The following is a 3,934-nucleotide window of genomic DNA, read 5'->3' on the forward strand; positions in this document are numbered from 1 at the left end:
AGTGCTTTGAGCAACCTGCGGCTAGTTTCCTAGTTTGCTCTTTGATTTTCATTGAGTATAAAATCACTTTTGTAGCCAAGTCTACAGGAGTGATTTTCTTTTTTTATCCGATGATAAATGTGTTATAATAGGTAGCAAAAGAGGTGAAGAAATGAATCAAACAGTAGAATATATCAAAGAACTGACAGCCATTGCGTCGCCAACTGGCTTCACTCGTGAGATTTCGGACTATTTAGTCAAAACTTTAGAAGGTTTTGGTTACCAGCCGGTTCGCACAGCCAAGGGCGGTGTCAATGTGACCATTAAAGGTCAAAATGATGAAGAGCATCGCTATGTAACTGCCCATGTGGATACGCTTGGTGCCATTGTCCGTGCTGTCAAACCAGACGGCCGTCTTAAAATGGACCGTATCGGTGGATTCCCTTGGAACATGATTGAAGGAGAAAACTGTACTGTTCATGTAGCTAGTACAGGTCAAAAGATATCAGGAACCGTCCTCATCCACCAAACTTCTTGCCATGTCTACAAGGATGCAGGAACTGCAGAACGCACGCAGGACAATATGGAAGTGCGTTTGGACGCAAAAGTAACAAATGAAAAAGAAACTCGTGCTCTTGGAATTGAGGTCGGTGATTTTATCAGTTTTGATCCACGAACTGTCGTGACAGAGACAGGTTTTATCAAGTCGCGTCATTTGGATGACAAGGTCAGCGCAGCAATTTTGCTCAATCTCCTTCGTATTTATAAGGAAGAGAAGATTGAGTTGCCAGTAACAACCCATTTTGCTTTTTCAGTCTTTGAAGAAGTGGGACACGGTGCAAACTCTAACATTCCTGCTCAGGTAGTAGAATATCTGGCTGTTGATATGGGAGCTATGGGAGATGACCAGCAGACAGATGAGTACACAGTATCTATCTGTGTCAAGGATGCTTCTGGACCTTATCACTATGACTTCCGTCAACACTTGGTTGCTTTGGCGAGAAACCAAAATATTCCATTTAAGCTGGATATCTATCCTTTTTATGGTTCGGATGCTTCAGCAGCCATGTCTGCAGGTGCAGAGGTTAAACATGCCCTGCTTGGTGCGGGTATCGAGTCTAGTCATTCTTATGAACGCACTCATATTGACTCTGTAGTCGCAACAGAGCGTATGGTTGATGCTTATCTCAAGAGTGAGTTGGTGGACTAATATGTGCCTTATTTGTCAGAGAATTGAGCTCATCAAGAAGGAAGAAAATCCCTATTTTGTCAAAGAGTTGGAAACAGGCTATCTTGTGATTGGGGACCACCAGTATTTTGAAGGCTATAGTCTCTTTCTAGCCAAGGAACATGTCACCGAATTGCATCATTTAGAAAAGGAAACGAGGCTCCGTTTTCTAGAGGAAATGAGTGTGGTCCAAGAGACAGTTGCTAAGGCTTTTGCTGCTGAGAAAATGAATATCGAGCTTCTAGGCAATGGCGATGCCCACCTTCATTGGCACATTTTCCCTAGACGAACAGGTGACATGAATGGTCACGGTCTCAAGGGACGTGGCCCAGTTTGGTGGGTTCCATGGGAAGAAATGATTGCTGAAGAATATCAGGTTAAGGGAAGCAAATTAGAAAACTTGATTGCCACCTTATCTAAAATTTTGGACCAGATGATAGAGATGAAAGGATAAACAATGAAAAAAAGATACCTTGTCTTGACAGCCTTGCTAGCCTTGACATTAGCAGCTTGTTCACAAGAAAAAGCCAAAAATGAAGATGGAGCAACAAAGACAGAACAAACAGCTAAAGCTGATGGAACAGTCGGAAATAAGTCTCAAGGAACTGCCCAGAAAAAAGCAGAAGTGGTCAATAAAGGGGACTACTACAGTATCCAGGGGAAATACGATGAAATCATCGTAGCAAATAAACACTATCCTTTGTCAAAAGACTATAATCCAGGGGAAAATCCAACAGCCAAGGCTGAGTTGATCAAACTGATTAAAGCTATGCAAGAGGCAGGTTTCCCAATCAGCGACCATTACAGTGGTTTTAGAAGTTATGAAACTCAGACCAAGCTTTATCAAGATTATGTTAACCAAGATGGGAAGGCGGCTGCCGACCGTTACTCTGCCCGTCCTGGCTATAGCGAGCACCAAACAGGCTTGGCCTTTGATGTGATTGGGACAAATGGTGATTTGGTGACAGAAGAGAAGGCGGCACAATGGCTCTTGGACCATGCTGCTGATTATGGCTTTGTTGTCCGTTATCTCAAAGGTAAGGAAAAGGAAACAGGCTATATGGCTGAGGAATGGCACCTTCGTTATGTCGGAAAAGAAGCAAAAGAAATTGCAGCGAGTGGTCTTAGTCTGGAAGAATACTATGGATTTGAAGGCGGAGATTACGTAGATTAAAAAATAAACTTTTCTCTTGCAATTCTAGATAAATAGTGTATAATAGATGAGTATGTGTAGAGCATACTTGTGGGAGGTAAAAATCTCTAATTACCGCCAAAACCACAAAGGAGGATTTAAAAATGGCTAAAAAAGTCGAAAAACTTGTAAAATTGCAAATCCCTGCTGGTAAAGCTACACCAGCTCCACCGGTTGGACCTGCTCTTGGTCAAGCTGGTATCAACATCATGGGATTCACAAAAGAGTTCAACGCTCGTACAGCTGACCAAGCTGGTATGATCATTCCAGTTGTTATCTCAGTTTACGAAGATAAATCATTTACTTTCATCACTAAAACACCACCAGCTGCTGTTCTTTTGAAAAAAGCTGCAGGTGTTGAAAAAGGATCAGGTACACCTAACAAAACTAAAGTTGCTACAGTTACTCGTGCGCAAGTACAAGAAATTGCAGAAACTAAGATGCCAGATTTGAACGCAGCAAACGTAGAGTCTGCAATGCGTATGATCGAAGGTACTGCTCGTTCTATGGGATTCACTGTTGTTGACTAATCAATAACACAGTAGAAAATCTCACAGCAGTCTATTATTTGCTTTTCATACTAGGCAAGTGACTGATACTTGTACTTGGGTACAGCGAGGGAACTTAAGGCCGTAGGAAAAGAAAAATAATAGACTGAAAACCCGCAAGACTTCATCATTTCGAGGAGTGACGTGGGAGATGAAAATCGATTGAACCACTTACAAGGAGAATAGAAAATGGCTAAAAAAAGCAAACAACTTCGTGCTGCTCTTGAGAAAATCGACAGCACAAAAGCATACAGCGTAGAAGAAGCTGTAGCACTTGCAAAAGAAACTAACTTTGCAAAATTTGACGCAACTGTAGAAGTTGCTTACAACTTGAACATCGACGTTAAAAAAGCTGACCAACAAATCCGTGGAGCAATGGTATTGCCAAACGGTACTGGTAAAACTTCACGCGTTCTTGTTTTCGCACGTGGTGCAAAAGCTGAAGAAGCAAAAGCTGCTGGTGCAGACTTTGTTGGTGAAGATGACCTTGTTGCTAAAATCAACGACGGTTGGTTGGACTTCGACGTAGTTATCGCTACACCTGACATGATGGCTCTTGTTGGGCGTCTTGGACGTGTCCTTGGGCCACGTAACTTGATGCCAAACCCTAAAACTGGTACTGTAACTATGGATGTTGCTAAAGCAGTTGAAGAGTCTAAAGGTGGTAAAATCACTTACCGTGCTGACCGTGCAGGTAACGTTCAAGCAATCATCGGTAAAGTATCATTTGAAGCTGAAAAATTGGTTGAAAACTTCAAAGCTTTTAACGAAACAATCCAAAAAGCAAAACCAGCTACAGCTAAAGGAACTTACGTAACAAACTTGACTATCACAACTACTCAAGGTGTTGGTATCAAAGTTGACGTAAACTCACTTTAATCAGTAGTTTATATCATAGAACGAGTACGAAAGTGCTCGTTTTTGTTATGGCTTCAAGCCAGTTTTTCTCGTAGAGAAAAACAAGAAAACCACCAGCTATGCTGGTGG

Annotated in this window: 5 protein-coding genes; all 5 read left to right on the forward strand. The window is 41.9% G+C overall.

What is annotated here, in order from left to right; genetic code table 11:
* Positions 1-151: 151 nt before the first annotated feature.
* The 5 genes from ADI86_RS04030 to rplA all read left to right on the forward strand — a co-directional run bounded on the left by ADI86_RS04030 (position 152) and on the right by rplA (position 3,826).
* Entirely contained in the window at positions 152-1,189 is a 1,038-nt protein-coding gene (locus ADI86_RS04030) for a M42 family metallopeptidase (RefSeq protein ID WP_049531899.1), read from the forward strand.
* A 1-nt stretch (position 1,190) separates the two neighbouring features.
* Entirely contained in the window at positions 1,191-1,661 is a 471-nt protein-coding gene (locus tag ADI86_RS04035) for an HIT family protein (RefSeq protein ID WP_049531900.1), read from the forward strand.
* A 3-nt stretch (positions 1,662-1,664) separates the two neighbouring features.
* On the forward strand, positions 1,665-2,381 hold the full coding sequence (gene ldcB, locus ADI86_RS04040) for an LD-carboxypeptidase LdcB/DacB (protein WP_049531901.1): 717 nt from the start codon (positions 1,665-1,667) through the stop codon (positions 2,379-2,381).
* A gap of 122 nt (positions 2,382-2,503) precedes the next feature.
* On the forward strand, positions 2,504-2,929 hold the full coding sequence (rplK, locus tag ADI86_RS04045; RefSeq protein WP_001085807.1) for a 50S ribosomal protein L11: 426 nt from the start codon (positions 2,504-2,506) through the stop codon (positions 2,927-2,929).
* A 207-nt stretch (positions 2,930-3,136) separates the two neighbouring features.
* Complete coding sequence (gene rplA / locus ADI86_RS04050) at positions 3,137-3,826, forward strand: 50S ribosomal protein L1 (protein WP_001085675.1); 690 nt, start codon at positions 3,137-3,139, stop codon at positions 3,824-3,826.
* The last annotated feature ends 108 nt before the right edge of the window (positions 3,827-3,934 follow it).

Source organism: Streptococcus pseudopneumoniae (assembly GCF_001074975.1).
In the GTDB taxonomy this organism is placed as follows: Bacteria; Bacillota; Bacilli; order Lactobacillales; family Streptococcaceae; genus Streptococcus; species Streptococcus pseudopneumoniae_D.